The organism is Streptomyces sp. AB3(2024) (assembly GCF_041862025.1).
In the GTDB taxonomy this organism is placed as follows: Bacteria; Actinomycetota; Actinomycetes; order Streptomycetales; family Streptomycetaceae; genus Streptomyces.
Genome location: NZ_JBGWAB010000111.1, coordinates 1 through 15183 on the forward strand (window position 1 = coordinate 1; position 15183 = coordinate 15183).

Genomic DNA, 15183 nt, shown 5'->3' on the forward strand with positions numbered 1-15183 from the left:
GCCGCCCGGCGGCGGCTCGCCCAGCTGCTGGCGGGCCGCACCGCCGCGGCCGGCGGCGGGCGGCGGGGGGCCGCCCCGGATCTGACGGAACTGCTCCCGCAGTGGCTGGCCGCGGCCGGCCGGCACGGCTACCGCGCTCCGGAGGCACTGCTCCCGGCGCTGCTGGACGCGGCGCGGGCCCGGACCGACCTGCGCCCACAGGCCCTGGCCCTGGCCGGGGTCCGGGGGCTGTGGCTGGCCCGGATGAACCCGGACTGGCGGTTCGCGCTGCGCGGGGCGGCGGGCGGCGGCGGGGGCCTGCCCGACCCGGCGGACGGCCGGGCGGTGGAACGGCTCTGGGAGGAGGGACTGTTCGCGGAACGGGTCGCCCTGCTCGGCATCGTCCGGGCGCACGAGGCGGCGGCCGCGACCCGGCTGCTGACCACGACCTGGCCCACCGAACGGGCCGAGGACCGGCTGATGTTCCTCGACTCGCTCAGGACCGGGCTCTCCGGGGCGGACGAGCCCTTCCTGGAAGCGGCACTGGCCGACCGCAGCCGCAACGTCCGGGCGACCGCCGCCGAACTGCTCTCCGCCCTGCCGGGTTCGGCGCTCGCCGCGCGGATGGCCGAACGGGCGCTGGCCTGCGTGGGCCCGGGCGCCGTCGAACCGCCCGCCGAGTGCGATGCGGGGATGCTGCGCGACGGGGTCGTCAAGCGGCCGCCCGCGGGACGCGGGGAACGGGCGTGGTGGCTGGGCCAGCTGGTGGAGGCGGCTCCCCTGTCCTGCTGGCCGGAGCGGTTCGGGGGGCTCGACCCGGCCGGGATCGTGGCGCTGCCGGTGCCCGGGGGCTGGGCGGAAGAGCTGCATGCGGCCTGGTGCCGGGCGGCGGTGCGCCAGCGGGATCCACGGTGGTCGAAGGCCCTGCTCGGCCCTGCGTCCGCACCGCCCGCGGCGGGCCCGGGTACCGCCTCGCTGGCGGAACGGGCGAAGCTGCTGGAGACCCTGCCCGAGGGGGAACGCGCCGACTGGGTGGCGGAGTTCGTGCGGGCGCACGGCCTGTCGGAGGCCTTCCAGCTGCTCGGCGTCTGCCGGGTCCCCTGGGCCGGGGCGCTGGGCCGGGCGGTGGTCGACGCCCTGGACGCGGCGCGCGAGGCGGGCAGCTACCCGTGGAGCTTCAGCGGGGTGATGGGCCTGGCGGAACGCTGCCTCGCTCCCGCCGAGGCGCCCCGCCTGGAAGCCCTGACCGCCGTCGGGGAGGATCCGCAGGACGCCTCCCCGGGCGCCGCCGCGTACTGGTCGGAAGCCTTCCAGAGACTGGTGGCCACCCTCCGCCTGCGCGCGGCGATGCTCACCGAGCTGGTCCCGCCCGCCTGACGCGCCGGAGGGCGGGAAGCGGGGCGGGACACCGACCGGACGGATTACGCCTGGCGGACGTTCGCGTTGACCCAGTCGACGATGGCGGTGGTCGTGGCACCCGGGGTGAAGATCTCCGCGACGCCCTTGGCCTTGAGCGGGGCGATGTCGTCCTCGGGGATGATCCCGCCGCCGAAGACCTTGATGTCCGCGGCGTCGCGCTCCTTGAGGAGTTCGAGGACGCGCACGAACAGCGTGTTGTGCGCCCCGGAGAGGATCGAGAGGCCGATGGCGTCCGCGTCCTCCTGGATCGCGGTGTCCACGATCTGCTCGGGAGTCTGGTGGAGGCCGGTGTAGATGACCTCCATGCCGGCGTCCCGCAGCGCCCGCGCGATCACCTTGGCGCCGCGGTCGTGGCCGTCGAGACCCGGCTTGGCCACCACCACACGGATCGGACCGGTCACACCCATCGCACTGCCTCCCGAGTGAACGAACGTTAAGTACAGCATTGCGCACGCCGCCGTTTCGCGGTCAACCACGAGGGGGAAATCACACGTGGGACGCCGCTGATTCACCACCGCCCGGTCGCCCCGTCACCGTGCCGACAGCCGCGCGGCACGGTGACGGGGCCGTGTCGGCGGCACGGCCCCGCACCCAAGAGGTCCAGGGGAGGCCGTCCATGGGGCTGATGACCGCGCCGCCGCCCGTACCGCGGACGGGTGCCGCACTGCGGGCCGCGCTGCTGGAGGCGGTGGTGCTCGCCGGACACCTGCTCCTCTACCCCACAGGGGTGCGGTCGGAGGACCCGCCGGCCGACGGCCCCGCGGCGCTCCCGCCCGTGCTGCTCCTGCACGGCTTCACCGACAACCGCTCCGTCTTCGTCCTGCTGCGCCGCGCCCTCGGCGCGGGCGGCCGGCGCCGCGTGGAGACGTACAACTACTCCCCCTTCACCCGCGATCTGCGCGTCACCGCCCGCCACCTGGCCCGCCGCGTGGAGGAGCTGTGCGAGCGCAGCGGGCAGGAGCGGGTGGACCTCGTCGGCCACAGTCTCGGCGGACTGGTCGGCCGGTACTACGTCCAGCGGCTCGGCGGCGACGCGCGCGTGCGCACCCTGGTCACCCTGGGCACCCCGCACGAGGGGACCCGTGTGGCCCCCTTCATGGACGCGCACCCGCTGGTCCGCCAGATGCGTCCGGATTCCGAGGTGATGGCGGAGCTCCGCGCGCCCGTGCCCGGCTGCCGGACCCGCTGCGTGGCGTTCTGGAGCGAGTTCGACGCGCTGATGGCGCCCACCGGCACGGCGCGGATCGAGCACCCGGACCTGGACGCGACGAACATCCAGGTCATGGGCATCGGGCACCTCGCGCTGCCCGTCCACCCGGCCGTCATCACCGCCGTCCGCCGCGCGCTCGACGGCCCGGTCCGCGCCACGGACGGCGCTGCCGCCGCCCGTCCCACCGAAAACCTCCGCCCCACGGGAACCGAAGGGGAGAGCCGGGCCATCTGAGCCTCCGAGAGGTCCGCGCACCGGGGAGGACGCATGGGCACCGACAGCGCGCCGCGCCGCGGACTGTGGGCGGCGGGTCTGGCCAACCTGGCTCTCGGCGTGCCCGCGATCGTCCCCTTCCACCTCCTGTGGTGGGTGGTGACCGAGTACCTGCCCATGGACTGCCACAGCACGGACGACCTCGCCGATCCGAACCTGCGCAACTGCGACTACACCACCCTCGACCACTCCACGGGCGTTCTGTTCCTGCTGGTCGTGACCGGCGTGCTGCTGATCGGCGCGGTCCTCGTCATCGACGCCGTCCTGCCCCCGAAGGAGCGGCGGCGGGTCTGGCTGGGGTCGGCCGCGCTCATACCCGTGCCGTTCGTCCTGCTCCTGGCGCTGGCCTCGTCCGACACCGCCTGACGGACGAACGAAACTCGAACGGATTTCGAACTCAAGGCCAAGGCTCGGCGATTCGACGACCGAAAGGCCGCCGAATGCCCGGTTCCCCCGAGACCGGAACCCGCCGAAGATTGTCGTGGTGAGTAACCGCCGGGTACAGTCACGCCACTGCTCTCCTCCGGTGAACCTTGAGTTCCCGGCCACCCAGGCCCCCCACTGCCGAGGCGAAAGAGAAGTTGGTGAACGACCGCCCGACGTCGGGCCAGTATCCCGAAATGGGATACGACGGCCTTTCCACCACCACTTTCGCTGGTGACCAGGCATACGTTTCCTACGAAACGCAGGGTCAGGGCTACCAGTACGTCACGGACTACGGCATCGGCGGCGCCTACGACGCGTCCGCGAACACCGGCTCGTACGACACCACCGCCTGGGCCCCGCAGGAGAACCACCTCGCCGGCGTCCCCGCCCAGGGCGTCCCCGAGGACACGACCGGAACCGGCGGCTGGGGAGCGGACACCGGCGCCTGGAGCGCACCGGCCACCGACTACGCCTCGTCGCCCGCGGCCTTCGCCTACGACCCCACCGGCGTGGACCAGAGCGGACATTGGCCCCTCCCCGGCTACGGTCAGGACACCGGCACCTACGACGCCACCGCCTGGAACGGCGGCGGCGCCACGGACCCGGCCGCCGACACCTACGCCGGCTACGACGCCACGACCGTCGTCCCGGCCGTCCCCGCGTCCGGCGCCGGAGCCGGAGCGGATCCGTACGACGGGACCGATCCCTACGGCGATCACTACGCCGACGACGAGACCTCCGTCTTCGAGCCCCTCGCCTTCACGGTCGAGGAGGAGCCCGAGTCCACGGACGTCGTGCACGACCTGCCCACGCAGGCCATGCCCGTCACCCCCGCCGAACCGCGCGCGGCGCGCCGCGCCACGGGCAGGAACGCCGCCAAGAACAACGCCAAGAGCGGCAGGAGCAAGACCAAGGGCAGTGACGGGGAAACCCACTCCGGCAACCGTCGCCGCTCCCCCGCCAAGCGGTCCGCCCTGCTGACCGTGGCTGTTCCCTCCGTCTGCGTGATGGGGGTCGCGGGCGTCGCCGCCGCTTCCGTCGGCGGACTCACCGGCACCGACAAGCCGGCCGAGGCGCCGACCACCATGGCCGCCGCCGACCCCGCGTCGGTGAAGCCGGTCGCGGCGAACAACAAGCTCGACACGCAGCTGGTCGCGCTCAGCGCCGACGCGGGCGACTTCGCGGACCGCGCGAGCCGCACCCAGGAGCGCATCGACCTCAAGCAGCGCCAGGAAGACGAGAAGAAGAAGCGGGCCGAGGAGGCGGCGGCCAAGGAGGCGGCCCGCCCCAAGTTCGCGATCCCGGTCACCCAGCACGGCCTGAGCGCCGGGTTCGGACAGGCCGGCGGCATGTGGATGTCGGTACACACCGGCATCGACTTCCCGGTCTCCTACGGAACCCCGGTCATGGCCGCCACCGACGGCACCGTGCGCACCCAGTGGAACAGCGCCTACGGGAACATGGCCATAGTGACCTCGCCCGACGGCACCGAGACCTGGTACTGCCACCTCAGCAGCACCAAGATCCGGTCCGGCAAGGTCCAGGCCGGCGATGTCATCGCCTACTCCGGCAACTCGGGCAACTCCACCGGCCCGCACCTCCACTTCGAGGTACGGCCCGGCGCCGGCGCCGCGCTCGACCCCACCTCGTGGGGGGGGGGGGGGGGGGGGGGGCGGGGGGGGGCGCCCCACACACCCCCCCCCCCCCCCCCCCCCCCCCCCCCCCCCCCCCCCCCCCCCCCCCCACGGCCTGGACCCGACGTAGCCACCCGACGCAAACGCCCTGCGCGACCGACGGCCGCAGCCACCGGACGCGCCGGAGCCGTCGGACCCGACCCGTCGGACCCGACCCGTCGGACCCGGCGAGGCCTGACGGCCGCCCCCGCTACAGCTTCTGGACCGGCGCGTAGCGCAGCAGGAGCCGCTTCGGCTTGGCGTCCCCGAAGTCGATGGTGGCCTGAGCGTCCGCGCCGGCTCCCCTGACCTCCATCACGGTGCCCAGCCCGAACTGGTCGTGCGTGACCCGGTCCCCGACGGCCAGCGCGATGACCGGCTTGTCGGCGGCGCGGCGCGTGGCGAACCCGGACGGGCCCGACTTCGTACGCGACGAGGACAGGAACGCCTCGGGCGAGGTCCCGAACGAGGACCTGCCACCGGACGACGAGGACGAGGACGAGCCGTACCCGGAGCCGCGCACCGGTCCCGCCGGCTTCTGCGAGGCACCCGTCCGCTTCCACTGGAGGTACTCGTCCGGGATCTCCTCCAGGAACCGCGAGGGCGGGTTGTACGAGGGGGTGCCCCAGGCGCTGCGCATGCTGGAGCGGGTCAGGTACAGCCGCTCGCGGGCACGGGTGATGCCGACGTAGGCGAGGCGGCGTTCCTCCTCCAGTTCCTTGGTCTGCCCGAGCGCGCGCATGTGCGGGAAGACCCCGTCCTCCATGCCCGTCAGGAAGACCACCGGGAACTCCAGGCCCTTGGCGGTGTGCAGGGTCATCAGCGTGATGACGCCACTGCCGTCCTCGTCCTCGTCGGGGATCTGGTCGGAGTCGGCGACGAGCGCGACCTGTTCCAGGAACTCGGCGAGGGTTCCGGGGTTGGACTCGTCCCGGGCCTGCTCGAACTCCAGGGCCACGGCGGCGAGTTCCTGGAGGTTCTCGATGCGCGTCTCGTCCTGCGGGTCGGTCGAGGCCTGGAGTTCGGCGAGGTACCCCGTGCGTTCCAGGACCGCCTCCAGCACCACGGCCGGGCCGGCGCCGGAGTCGACGATGGTCCGCAGCTCCTCCATCAGCACGTTGAACCGCTTGACGGCGTTGGTGGAGCGGGCGGCCATGCCGAAGGCCTCGTCCACGCGGCGCAGGGCCTGCGGGAAGGTGATCTTCTCGCGCAGCGCGAGCGCGTCGACCATCGCTTCGGCCCGCTCGCCGATGCCGCGCTTGGGCACGTTCAGGATGCGCCGGAGCGGGACGTTGTCCTCGGGGTTCGCCAGGACGCGCAGGTAGGCCAGGACGTCCCGGACCTCCTTGCGCTCGTAGAAGCGGACGCCGCCGACGACCTTGTAGGGCAGTCCGACGCGGATGAAGATCTCCTCGAACACGCGCGACTGCGCGTTGGTCCGGTAGAAGATCGCCACGTCGCCGGCCTTGGCGTCGCCGGCGTCGGTGAGCCGGTCGATCTCGTCGGCGACGAACTGGGCCTCGTCGTGCTCGGTGTCCGCGACGTAGCCGGTGATCACCGAGCCGGAGCCGGCCTGGGTCCACAGGTTCTTCGCGCGGCGGTTCTCGTTGCGCTCGATGACGGCGTTGGCGGCGGACAGGATCGTCTGCGTGGAGCGGTAGTTCTGCTCCAGCAGGATCGTGGTCGCGTCCTTGTAGTCCTCCTCGAACTGGAGGATGTTGCGGATCGTCGCGCCGCGGAAGGCGTAGATCGACTGGTCGGCGTCACCCACCACGCACAGTTCCGCGGGCGGCAGGTCCGGGTAGCCGGGGCCGACGAGCTCGCGCACGAGGGTGTACTGGGCGTGGTTGGTGTCCTGGTACTCGTCGACCAGCACGTGGCGGAAGCGGCGCCGGTAGTGCTCGGCGACGTCCGGGAAGGCCTGGAGCAGGTGGACGGTGGTCATGATGATGTCGTCGAAGTCGAGCGCGTTGGCCTCGCGCAGCCGGCCCTGGTACATCGCGTACGCCTGGGCCAGGGTCTTCTCGAATCCTCCCCCAGACTCCGTCTGGGAGGTGCCCCCTGCCGCCTGCGCCGCGAAGGCGTCCTCGTCGATCAGCTCGTTCTTGAGGTTCGAGATCTTGGCGTTGAAGGACTTGGGCGGGAACTTCTTCGGGTCCAGGTCCAGGTCGCGGCAGACGAGCGCCATCAGGCGCTTCGAGTCGGCCGCGTCGTAGATCGAGAACGAGGAGGTGAAGCCGAGCCGCTTCGACTCGCGGCGCAGGATCCGCACGCACGCGCTGTGGAAGGTCGAGACCCACATGGCGTTGGCGCGCGGGCCGACGAGGCCCTCGACGCGCTCCTTCATCTCACCGGCGGCCTTGTTGGTGAAGGTGATCGCCAGGATCTGGCCGGGGTGGACGCCGCGCGCGGACAGCAGGTGTCCGATGCGGTGGGTCAGCACCCGGGTCTTGCCGGAACCGGCGCCGGCCACGATGAGCAGCGGCGATCCCGCGTGCACCACGGCGGCGGCCTGCTCGGTGTTCAGCCCGTCCAGGAGCGTCGCCGGGTCGATGACGGGCCGGGGGGCGCCGTCCCGGTAGTACGCGTCCCCGCTCATGGGCACGTCGAACCGGCCCCCGAAGAGGTCGTCCGCGCCCGGCTCCGGGGCGGGGTGGTCCTCGGGCGGGGGCGGCACCTCGTCGGAGGGGGTGAGGTCCGCCAGGAAACTGTCGTCAAAGAGGCTGCTCATCGCCTTCCGAGTTTAGAGGCCGGGACCGACAACCGGTCCCGCCGCCGGGAAATCGGTCGGAATCCGTACGCGAGCGCGACGGCTCCGCCGGGCCGGGGACCCCGGCACCGGCCGGGCCCCCGGGAGCGGCTAGCCGGCCCGCAGCACGACGTCCAGCAGGCCGGGGAAGCGGGCGTCGAGGTCCGTGCGGCGCAGGGCGAGCAGGTGCCTGCGGCCGCGCGGGTGCTGGAGGATCACGCCGCTCTCGCGCAGGGTCCTGATGTGGTGGGTGACGCTGGAGCGCGGCAGGTCGGGGACCACGTCCCCGCAGCAGGACTCCTCGCCGGCGGCCAGCCTGCGGACGATCTCCAGCCGGGCGGGGTGGCCCAGCGCCGCGAGGACCGCGGCCAGCTCGATCCGGTCGGCGGCGGGATGGGTCGGCTCGGCGGCGGGGGCGGGCGGCATGGGACCACCCTACGCAGGTCCGCCACGGGACCGGCCCCGCCCGGACACCCCGCCACGGGCCCCCGGCCCCGCCCGGACACCGCCGCCACGGGCCCCCGGCCCCGCCCGGACACCGCCGTCGGGGGCCCGGGGGCCGCCCCGTACGCTCGACGGCATGACTGTCCTCACCAACGCCTTCGTCGGCCTGCACATCATCGGCATCGCCTCCCTCCTCGGCGGTTTCCTCACCCAGATGAAGGCCATGGGCGCCGGCACCGCCCGCTTCGTGCCCGCGATGCTGCACGGCGCGCTCACCATGCTCATAACCGGCGTCCTGCTGGTGGGCTTCCGCGAGATGGGCGACGGCGCCCCCCTGAACCACGTCAAGATCGGCGTGAAGCTCGCGGTCCTCTTCGTGATCCTGGCGATCGTCTACGTCAAGCGCGACGAGGAGCGCGCGGAGAAGGGCCTCTTCGCCGCGGTCGGCGGACTGACCGTCGCCAACATCTTTATCGCCGTCCTCTGGCACTGATCCGCCCCTTCCCGGTCATCCGCGGTCGGAGACGGCCAGTTCGGGGCAACTCGTCATCGCCCCGTTACCTCCGGGTTTAGCGTCCTCCCCCAAGACCGACGGAAGGACGTGAGGCCCCCGTGGCCAGTCATCGAAAGCCCCGGCAGCGCCCGCTCACCGGCGGCACCGTACGGACCGCCGCCACCCTCGCCCTCGCGGGCGCTGCCACCGCCACCGCCTTCGAAGGCACCTCGCACGCCGACCCCCGCCCCACCCCCGCCCAGGTCAAGGCGGAGGTCGACCGGCTCTACGGGGACGCCGAGGCGGCGACGGAGCGGTACAACGGGGCGAAGGTGAAGGCCGACGAGGCCGAGCGCGCGCTGACCGGCCTGCGCGACGAGGCCGCCCGCAAGGAGGACCGCCTCAACACCGCCCGCCGCTCGCTCGGCGCGGTGGCCGCGACCCAGTACCGCAGCGGCGGCCTCGGCCCGGCCCTGCAGCTGGCCATGGCCACCGACCCGCAGGACTACCTGGAGCGGGCCTCCCTCCTGACCCGCGCCGGCGACCGCACCGCCGCCGACGTGGCCTCCGTACGGCGCGGCCTCGACGAGATCGGGCAGCTGCGCGACAAGGCCTCCGGGGAGCTCGCGGACCTGCGGGCCCGGCAGGACGAGCTGGCCGGGCAGAAGGCCGTCATCGAGGGGAAGCTCGCCACCGCGCAGCGCCTCCTGGCCCTGCTCACCGCCGAGGAACGGGCCGCCTACGAAGCCCTGTCCGGGGGCGGCGCCGCCCCCGCACCGGCCGGCGTCCCCGGCGCCCGGACCCCCGCCCCGCCGACTCCCTCCGACGGCTCCCGCGCCGCACGGGCGGTGGCCTTCGCGTACGCCGCGATCGGCAAGCCGTACGTGTGGGGCGCGACCGGACCGGGCTCCTACGACTGCTCGGGCCTGACCCAGGCGGCCTGGAAGTCGGCCGGGGTCTCCCTGCCCCGGACCACCTACACCCAGATCAACGCCGGACAGCGCGTCACCCGGGACGGACTCGCCCCCGGGGACCTGGTCTTCTTCTACTCCGGGGTCACCCACGTCGGCATGTACGTCGGCAACGGCCAGATGATCCACGCCCCGCGCCCCGGCTCGACGGTCCGCCTCGCGCCGGTGGACTCGATGCCGTGGGCGGGCGCCTCCCGCCCGGCGTAGCGGCCCCGGAGCCCTGCGGCTACGGCGCCTTGACCGTCTTGCTCAGCCAGTCGAAGGTCTGCGGGATCTGCTTCGACCAGGACTCCAGGTTGTGGCCGCCGGTCACCTTCTCCGCGTGCACCGCGGTCGGGCTCTTCGCGAGCCCCTTGAGGTCCATACCGGACAGGTAGCCGTCCTGCTCCGCCCCCGACATCCACAGCGAGACCGCCGGCGGGGTGGGCGCGGCCTGGAGGAGGTTCTTCAGGTTGTGGGTGCGGCGCAGCTCGGGATCCTTCGCGACCAGCGACGAGGGCTCCTGGCCGGGGTCGTTGTACCCGGAGAGGGACACGGCCGCGCTGTAGCGGTCGGGGTGCAGGACCGCCAGCTTGGCCGCGCAGTACGCGCCGGCCGAGTACCCGGCCACGCCCCACGTGCGGGCCTCGTCGGAGGCGCGGAAGTTGTCGGTGACCATCTTGCGGACGTCGACGCTGAACCAGCTGTCGGCGTTGACCTTGCCGGGGAGATTGGCGCAGCCGGTGTCGGCGTTGCCCAGCAGCATGGCGCGCGGGGAGACGAGGATGAAGGGCTGCACCTTGCCCTCCTTCATCAGCGGCTCCAGCACCTCGTGCGCCTTGAGCCCCTGGAACCAGGACTTGCCCGTGCCGGGGATGCCGGGGATGAGCTCGACCACCGGGAACTTCTTGTCCTTGTAGGCCGGTTCGTCGTACTGCGGGGGCAGCCACACCATGACGTCGCCCTTGACCCCGGAGATCCCGCCGTCCAGTTCGGTCTTCTGCACGCGCCCGCCGAGGCCCTCGACCGGCTCGAACTTCTGCCGCACCTTCGGCTCGGCCTTGACCTCCTCGGCCTTCTTGCCGCCGAGACCGTCGGCGCCGAGGTCGGGGGCGGCGGTGACGTACTTGCCGGTGCCGAACAGGTCGCCCCAGCTGGCGTAGAAGTTCATGTCCCGGTTGATGGCGACGAACACCAGTGCCACGGCGGTGGTCTGGGCGAAGACCACCATCGTGCCGCGCACGGCGAGGCGTGCCACGGCGGGGCCGCGCACCTTGCTCCACATGGCCAGCGGCAGGACGACGGCGATCACGGTCAGGGCGACCACCGCCGCGAAGAGGGGGGTCCCCGTCAGGCTCATCACGCCACCCAAGACCCGCCGGGCGCCCCCGCGGTTGCCCCCGGCCCCCGCGATGTGGATCACATCGCGGGGGCCGGGCGGGGCGGGCTCACACCAGGCGGCGGGCGGTGGCCCAGCGGGTCAGTTCGTGCCGGTTGGAGAGCTGGAGCTTGCGGAGCACCGCGGAGACGTGCGACTCGACGGTCTTGACCGAGATGAACAGCTGCTTGGCGATCTCCTTGTACGCGTACCCGCGCGCGATCAGCCGCAGCACCTCGCGCTCGCGCTGGGTGAGCCGGTCCAGGTCCTCGTCGACCGGCGGCGCGTCCGTGGAGGCGAAGGCGTCCAGCACGAAGCCCGCCAGCCGCGGGGAGAACACGGCGTCGCCGTCCTGGACCCGGTAGACGGAGTGGACCAGGTCGGTGCCGGTGATGGTCTTGGTGACGTAGCCGCGGGCACCGCCGCGGATCACGCCGATGACGTCCTCGGCGGCGTCGGACACCGACAGGGCCAGGAAGCGCACCGGGTTCTCGGCCGCCGCCATCAGCGGGGCGCAGCGCCGCAGCACCTCCACCCCGCCGCCGCCGGGCAGGTGCACGTCGAGGAGCACCACCTCGGGGCGGGTGGCGGTGATGACGGTGACGGCCTGGTCCACGTCGGCCGCCTCGCCGACGACCTCCACCCCGGTCCGCGCGGTCTCCCCGATCTCCGCCTGGACCCCGGCGCGGAACATCCGGTGGTCGTCGACGAGCACGACCCGCACCCGCCTGGTCTCGGTCCCGCTCACAGCGCTGTCCTCGGTGGTCATGCCGCCCTCTCCATCTCCAGCTCGACTTCCGTGCCGCCGTCGGGCGCGGACCGCAGCCGGGCGGTCCCGCCGTTGCGCTGCATCCGGCCGATGATCGATTCTCGTACGCCCATGCGGTCGTCCGGTACCGCGTCGATGTCGAAGCCCGGACCGCGGTCCCGTACGGACACGAACACGGTGCGGCCCTCGACCTCCGCGTACACCTGCACCGGACCCCCGTCGCCACCGTACTTGGCGGCGTTGACCATCGCCTCGCGCGCGGCCTGGATCTGGGCGGCCAGCTTCTCGTCCAGCGGGCAGTCCCCGACGACGACGACCTCGATGGGGACGCCGTGGTGGTCCTCGACCTCGGCGGCCGCCTTCTTCACGGCCTCCGCGAGGGTGGCCGGTTCCTCGGCCTCGTCCTTGCCGGTGCCCTCGGGCTTGTAGAGCCAGTTGCGCAGCTCCCGTTCCTGGGCGCGGGCGAGGCGGCGGACCTCGCCGACGTCCTCGGCGTTGCGCTGGATCAGGGTGAGGGTGTGCAGCACCGAGTCGTGGACGTGGGCGGCGACCTCGGCGCGCTCCTGGGCGCGGATGCGCATCAGGCGTTCCTCGGAGAGGTCCTGGGTCATCCGGATCAGCCAGGGGCCGGCGAGCAGGGCGACTCCGACGAGGACGGCGAGGGTGGCGGTGAGGACGTTGCCGAGCTGGGCCGCGGAGCCGCGTACGACGATGAACACGGTCAGGCCCATGCCGACGAGGACCACCCCGGCCAGCGCGCGGGCCCCCTGGAGCAGGCGCCCGTGGCGTCCGGCGGCGGCGCTCCAGTGGGCGCGGCGGGCGTTGTCGGCCTGCCGCCAGACGAGGACCACACCGGCGCCGACGAGCAGCGTCGGCCAGATGTAGCGGCCGTTGGCGCCGCCGACGCTGAGCTGGGAGAAGAAGATGCCCGCGCCGACGGCCAGCGCGACCAGTCCGGACACCGCGCCCTTGTCGGGCTTGCGCAGGCGCCGGGTGCCGTCGGGCAGGACCTCGAAGAAGGAGTGGTGTCCGGTGCTGCCGCCCACGCCGAGCGGGACGAACACCCAGAACGCCGCGTAGAGCAGCACCCCCAGCCCGTCCCCGAACATGAACATGCCGAGGAAGGCGAGCCGGACCCAGATCACCGGCAGCCCGAGGTGGCCGGCGAGGCCGCGGGCGACACCGCCGAGCATCCGGCCGTCGGCGCTGCGGTAGAGCCTGCGCTGGGGGACGTCCTCGCTGTCCGGCGCGTGCGGGGGTCTGGGTACGGCGGCTACGGGCATGACACCAAGGGTCACACGCGCGGACGGGACGCGGCATCAGGGCGGTCCCCCAGTTCCTCCGGGGGGATATCAGGGTTGCGCCAGGGTCGGACCCGGTGCCGCGGCGCCGGGCGGCCCGTCACCATGGACCCATGACCGACGTACACGACGCTCCGCACGGGGGTCCTCCCGGACGAACTCCGGGAGAGGCTCCCGGGGCACCCGCCCCGGCCGACCGCCCTCCCCTGCGCCGCAGCAGGCACGACAAGGTCCTCGCGGGCGTGTGCGGCGGGCTCGGCCGGTACTTCGGGCTGGACCCGGTGGTGTTCCGGATCGTGCTGGGCGTGCTCGCCGTCACCGGCGGCGTCGGCCTGATCTTCTACGGGTTCGCGTGGCTGCTGCTCCCGCAGGAGGGCGAGGACGACAGCGAGGGCAAGAAGCTGCTGACCGGCCGGGTGGAGGGTGCCACCCTGGCGGCGGTGTTCAGCGCCCTGGTCGGCTGCGCCCTGTTCCTGTCGCTGATGGACAACGGGGTGCTGGGGGCCTTCTCGGTCCTGGTCATGCTGGCGCTCGGCGCGGCCTCGTACTGGTCGCAGCGCCACCGGCAGGCCCCCGAGGCGGAGGCGGAGACCCCCGCCCCGCACCGGCCCGCGCCGCACCGGCCCGCGCCGCCGGAGACGCAGGCGCCACCCGTGCCCGGCAGCCCGTCCTGGTGGCGGGACCCGCTGGTCAAGGACGGCACCACCGGCCCGGTCGGCACGACCGGGTACCTGTGGGGCCCGGACGACGAGGACGAGCGGACGCGGCCGGGCGCCGCCCCGGCGAAGCCGCGCGCGAACGGCGCCGCGCAGTGGTCGCGCGGCGGCATCGGGGGCCGGGTGTTCGTACTGGCCCTGCTGGCCGGGGGCGGCGCCACCGCCTCGGTGTGGCACGGCAGCACGCTCGGGCACGCCCTCCAGGTGGGGCTCGCCGCGGCGCTGGCCGTCTTCGGGCTGGGCCTGGCGGTCAGCTCCGTCAAGGGGCGCACCGGCTTCGGCACGGTCCTGCTGGGCATGATCACCGCCGGGCTGCTCGCGGTGTCGGTCGCCCTGCCGCGCGAGATCGGCACCGACTGGCACAACGTCGACTGGCGCCCGGCGGCGGTGGCCGACGTCCGTCCCGAGTACCGCTCGGGCACGGGGCTGGCCACCTTGGACCTGAGCCGTCTGGACGTGCCGAAGGGCACCACCGTCTCCGTCCGCGCGGCCATCGACGCGGGCCGGCTGAAGGTCGTCGTGCCCCGGGAGGTCACCGCGCGGGCCGACGTGTCGATCCGGCTCGGCGACATCCAGTTCCCCGGGGAGGGCGGCCCCGACGTCCGCATCAAGAGCGGCGGAGAGACCCGGCGGGCGACCCTGCCCCCCGCCGTCGGCACCGAGGCCGGCGGGACGATCGAGCTGCACCTGGACGCGGGTGTGGGACAGGTGGAGGTGGCCCGTGCGGCGTCATGAGTTCCAGCCGGGAAGGCTGCTGGCGGGGCTGGTGCTGACCGTCGTCGGCGGGCTGTACCTGCTCGACGCGGCCGGTGAGACGGACCTGCCGTGGTTCCTGGTGGTCCCGATGGCCGCGGGCGGGCTCGTGCTCGCCGCGCTGGTCGGGACGGTCACCCACGCGGTGCGCCGGGATCAGCGCGACCGGCGCAGGGAATCCAGCGACAGGTAGGGCGCCCCGGCCATGACCAGCGGGATCCAGGCCATCACGTAGATCAGGTCGTTGCCGTAGTAGTACGGGGTGACCGCCCAGGACACCGTGAGCCACAGGCTGAGGGAGATCAACGCCCCGCCGGCGGCCGCGATCCGGGTCAGCAGCCCGGCGAGGACGCCGAGGCCGACGAGGATCTCACCGATCGCGATGGCGATGCCGAAGCCGACGGGCCCCTTCAGCGCCAGGTCCACCAGGGCCGGGACGGCGGCGGTGTCGCGCACCCCGCGCATGATCTCGCCGATGGAGCCGGTACCGGTCGCGGAGAGGAAGGCGGGGTCGGTGAGCTTGTCGAGCCCCGCGTACACGAAGGTCACGCCGAGGAAGATCCGCAGGGGGAGGAGCGCGTGGCGGGAGGCCGTCTCCTGGAGAACGGAGATCCGCTTCCCGGAAGACACGTCAGTTCGGGTCACGCCCC

At 73.4% G+C, this 15183-nt stretch carries 15 protein-coding genes; 8 read left to right on the top strand and 7 right to left on the bottom strand.

What is annotated here, in order from left to right; all coding sequences use genetic code 11:
• Positions 1-1356 (top strand): DUF5691 domain-containing protein (locus ACEPPI_RS31295; RefSeq protein ID WP_373918627.1); only part of this gene is annotated, 1356 nt, incomplete at its 5' end.
• A 44-nt stretch (positions 1357-1400) separates the two neighbouring features.
• Here ACEPPI_RS31295 and ACEPPI_RS31300 read toward each other — a convergent pair.
• Positions 1401-1805 carry a cobalamin B12-binding domain-containing protein gene (locus tag ACEPPI_RS31300; protein WP_373918628.1) on the bottom strand — a complete coding sequence of 135 codons (405 nt, stop codon included), beginning with the start codon at positions 1803-1805 and terminating at the stop codon, positions 1401-1403.
• Between the two features lie 209 nt (positions 1806-2014).
• On the opposite strand from ACEPPI_RS31300, the gene ACEPPI_RS31305 reads away from it, so the two are divergent.
• The 3 genes from ACEPPI_RS31305 (at position 2015) to ACEPPI_RS31315 (ending at position 5289) form a co-directional block, all read left to right on the top strand.
• Positions 2015-2842: an esterase/lipase family protein gene (locus ACEPPI_RS31305; RefSeq protein WP_373918629.1), complete on the top strand. Its 828-nt coding sequence runs from the start codon at positions 2015-2017 to the stop codon at positions 2840-2842.
• Between the two features lie 33 nt (positions 2843-2875).
• Positions 2876-3247, top strand: a complete 372-nt coding sequence (locus ACEPPI_RS31310; protein WP_373918630.1) for a hypothetical protein — start codon at positions 2876-2878, stop codon at positions 3245-3247.
• 254 nt (positions 3248-3501) lie between these two features.
• Positions 3502-5289, top strand: coding sequence for a M23 family metallopeptidase (locus ACEPPI_RS31315; protein WP_373918631.1), 1788 nt, complete (start codon positions 3502-3504; stop codon positions 5287-5289).
• Here the strand turns inward: ACEPPI_RS31315 and pcrA are convergent.
• Entirely contained in the window at positions 5192-7711 is a 2520-nt protein-coding gene (gene pcrA, locus ACEPPI_RS31320) for a DNA helicase PcrA (protein WP_373918632.1), read from the bottom strand. The two genes, ACEPPI_RS31315 and pcrA, sit on opposite strands and share 98 nt — an antisense overlap.
• 129 nt (positions 7712-7840) lie before the next feature.
• Positions 7841-8155, bottom strand: a complete 315-nt coding sequence (locus ACEPPI_RS31325) for an ArsR/SmtB family transcription factor (protein ID WP_373918633.1) — start codon at positions 8153-8155, stop codon at positions 7841-7843.
• Positions 8156-8309: 154 nt separating this feature from the next.
• On the opposite strand from ACEPPI_RS31325, the gene ACEPPI_RS31330 reads away from it, so the two are divergent.
• Positions 8310-8666 carry a hypothetical protein gene (locus ACEPPI_RS31330; protein ID WP_356215095.1) on the top strand — a complete coding sequence of 119 codons (357 nt, stop codon included), beginning with the start codon at positions 8310-8312 and terminating at the stop codon, positions 8664-8666.
• Between the two features lie 119 nt (positions 8667-8785).
• Complete coding sequence (locus ACEPPI_RS31335; RefSeq protein ID WP_373918635.1) at positions 8786-9844, top strand: NlpC/P60 family protein; 1059 nt, start codon at positions 8786-8788, stop codon at positions 9842-9844.
• Between the two features lie 19 nt (positions 9845-9863).
• Here ACEPPI_RS31335 and ACEPPI_RS31340 read toward each other — a convergent pair whose 3' ends face one another.
• The 3 genes from ACEPPI_RS31340 to ACEPPI_RS31350 all read right to left on the bottom strand — a co-directional run bounded on the left by ACEPPI_RS31340 (position 9864) and on the right by ACEPPI_RS31350 (position 13046).
• On the bottom strand, positions 9864-10976 hold the full coding sequence (locus ACEPPI_RS31340) for an alpha/beta hydrolase (protein ID WP_373918636.1): 1113 nt from the start codon (positions 10974-10976) through the stop codon (positions 9864-9866).
• An 88-nt stretch (positions 10977-11064) separates the two neighbouring features.
• The gene (locus ACEPPI_RS31345; protein WP_356215101.1) at positions 11065-11763 is read right to left on the bottom strand and encodes a response regulator transcription factor; all 699 of its coding nucleotides are present in this window, start codon (positions 11761-11763) and stop codon (positions 11065-11067) included.
• Positions 11760-13046, bottom strand: coding sequence for a PspC domain-containing protein (locus ACEPPI_RS31350; RefSeq protein WP_356215103.1), 1287 nt, complete (start codon positions 13044-13046; stop codon positions 11760-11762). Before ACEPPI_RS31350 ends, ACEPPI_RS31345 begins: the two co-directional genes overlap by 4 nt.
• 131 nt (positions 13047-13177) lie before the next feature.
• On the opposite strand from ACEPPI_RS31350, the gene ACEPPI_RS31355 reads away from it, so the two are divergent.
• Both ACEPPI_RS31355 and ACEPPI_RS31360 read left to right on the top strand, forming a co-directional pair.
• Positions 13178-14515 (top strand): PspC domain-containing protein, encoded by a 1338-nt coding sequence (locus ACEPPI_RS31355; protein WP_373918637.1) that lies wholly within the window; start codon positions 13178-13180, stop codon positions 14513-14515.
• The gene (locus tag ACEPPI_RS31360) at positions 14502-14726 is read left to right on the top strand and encodes a hypothetical protein (RefSeq protein ID WP_373918638.1); all 225 of its coding nucleotides are present in this window, start codon (positions 14502-14504) and stop codon (positions 14724-14726) included. Before ACEPPI_RS31355 ends, ACEPPI_RS31360 begins: the two co-directional genes overlap by 14 nt.
• Here the strand turns inward: ACEPPI_RS31360 and ACEPPI_RS31365 are convergent.
• On the bottom strand, positions 14690-15178 hold the full coding sequence (locus ACEPPI_RS31365) for a DoxX family protein (RefSeq protein ID WP_373918639.1): 489 nt from the start codon (positions 15176-15178) through the stop codon (positions 14690-14692). The two genes, ACEPPI_RS31360 and ACEPPI_RS31365, sit on opposite strands and share 37 nt — an antisense overlap.
• Between the last annotated feature and the right edge of the window lie 5 nt (positions 15179-15183).

Excerpts from the sequence above, each read along its gene's own strand:
- ACEPPI_RS31355 (WP_373918637.1), top strand. The coding sequence starts at position 13,178 with ATGACCGACGTACACGACGCTCCGCACGGGGGTCCTCCCGGACGAACT.
- ACEPPI_RS31310 (WP_373918630.1), top strand. The coding sequence starts at position 2,876 with ATGGGCACCGACAGCGCGCCGCGCCGCGGACTGTGGGCGGCGGGTCTG.
- ACEPPI_RS31325 (WP_373918633.1), bottom strand. The coding sequence starts at position 8,155 with ATGCCGCCCGCCCCCGCCGCCGAGCCGACCCATCCCGCCGCCGACCGG.
- ACEPPI_RS31300 (WP_373918628.1), bottom strand. The coding sequence starts at position 1,805 with ATGGGTGTGACCGGTCCGATCCGTGTGGTGGTGGCCAAGCCGGGTCTC.
- ACEPPI_RS31340 (WP_373918636.1), bottom strand. The coding sequence starts at position 10,976 with ATGAGCCTGACGGGGACCCCCCTCTTCGCGGCGGTGGTCGCCCTGACC.
- ACEPPI_RS31350 (WP_356215103.1), bottom strand. The coding sequence starts at position 13,046 with ATGCCCGTAGCCGCCGTACCCAGACCCCCGCACGCGCCGGACAGCGAG.
- pcrA (WP_373918632.1), bottom strand. The coding sequence starts at position 7,711 with ATGAGCAGCCTCTTTGACGACAGTTTCCTGGCGGACCTCACCCCCTCC.
- ACEPPI_RS31305 (WP_373918629.1), top strand. The coding sequence starts at position 2,015 with ATGGGGCTGATGACCGCGCCGCCGCCCGTACCGCGGACGGGTGCCGCA.
- ACEPPI_RS31315 (WP_373918631.1), top strand. The coding sequence starts at position 3,502 with ATGGGATACGACGGCCTTTCCACCACCACTTTCGCTGGTGACCAGGCA.
- ACEPPI_RS31330 (WP_356215095.1), top strand. The coding sequence starts at position 8,310 with ATGACTGTCCTCACCAACGCCTTCGTCGGCCTGCACATCATCGGCATC.
- ACEPPI_RS31345 (WP_356215101.1), bottom strand. The coding sequence starts at position 11,763 with ATGACCACCGAGGACAGCGCTGTGAGCGGGACCGAGACCAGGCGGGTG.